This window comes from Aeromonas sp. ZOR0002 (genome assembly GCF_963866995.1).
In the GTDB taxonomy this organism is placed as follows: Bacteria; Pseudomonadota; Gammaproteobacteria; order Enterobacterales; family Aeromonadaceae; genus Aeromonas; species Aeromonas caviae.
In genome coordinates this window covers 1-1,239 of the sequence record NZ_CAWMFQ010000329.1, presented here as the reverse complement: position 1 = coordinate 1,239, position 1,239 = coordinate 1, and the positions used below count along the sequence as shown (strand labels likewise).

The 1,239-nt window shown below is 64.2% G+C and carries 1 protein-coding gene; it reads left to right on the top strand.

Translation table 11 applies throughout. The annotated features are described in order from the left end of the window. On the top strand, nt 1-1,152 hold a 1,152-nt coding region (locus tag AACR77_RS17605), incomplete at its 5' end, for a methyl-accepting chemotaxis protein (protein ID WP_042883046.1). Nucleotides 1,153-1,239 lie beyond the last annotated feature (87 nt).

Sequence of the window (1,239 nt, the reverse complement as noted above, 5' to 3'; positions counted from 1 at the left end):
CACAGTATCAAGGTGCCCAAGGCCCTCGCCCTCAGCCAGGCCAACACCATCAGCCAGCAGCTCGGCAGCCTGTTGCAGGCGACCCAGCAGCAGCAGCTGGTTGCCATCGTTGTCATCACCCTGGTGGCCCTGGGCCTGCTTGTCTGGTTCATCCAGACCATCACGGCGCCCCTCTCCCTCATCAGCCGCCACGTCGCCCACCTCGCCAGCAATGAGGGCGACCTGACCCAGCAGATGCGTATCGACACCCACCAGGAGCTCATCGAGCTTGGCAGGCATCTCAATGCCTTCCTCGGCAAGCTGAGGGCCATGGTGCAGGGCAGCAAGCAGATTGGGCAACAGGTGCATCAGCAGGCCAGGGGCATGAAACAGACGGCCGATGCCATGCGCAGCAGCCTGGATGATCAGAGCCTGGAGCTGGAGAGCGTGGTCAGCGCCATGCACGAGATGAGCACCACGGCAGTCAGCGTGGCGGGCTATGCGGAACAGGCGGCGCAGGAGTCAGAAGCGGCGACCCACCATGTCAGCACGGCCCAGCAGACATTGAGCAGGGCCCGCAGCGAGATCCATACCCTGGTCGAGGACATGCATCAGGCCGACAAGGCGGTCGCCCAGGTCGCCCAGCGCAGCACCAATATCAGCCACATTCTCGATGTGATCCGGGCCATTGCCGAACAGACCAACCTGCTGGCCCTCAACGCAGCCATCGAGGCGGCGCGGGCCGGCGACATGGGCAGGGGCTTTGCCGTCGTGGCGGACGAGGTGAGGGCGCTGGCCAACAAGACCCGCTCATCCACCGACGAGATAGGGCAGCTCATCGGCAGCCTGCAAACCGAGGTCACCAGCAGCCAGCAGCTGATGAGCACGGGGATCGCCCGCTCGGTGAGCACGGTTGAAGGCACGGAGCAGGCCTTCGAGGCACTCAATCAGGTGGTCACCCAGATCCAGCAGATCCATGATCACATCAGCCAGGTGGCGACCGCCGCCGAGCAGCAGAGTGCCGTGAGCGACACCATCAACCAGAACCTGATGCGCATCGGTGACGCCGCCACCACCCTGGGACAGGAGGCCAATGCCAGCCAGCGCCTGAGCGAGGCACTGGAACAGGCGGCCACCACCCTGGCAAGCGAGCTGGATCGACTGCGGACCTGATGGGAGACGGAAACGAAAAAGCCCGCATCGCTGCGGGCTTTTCAATATGGTGGTCGTTACTGGGCTCGAACCAGTGACCCCCTCCTT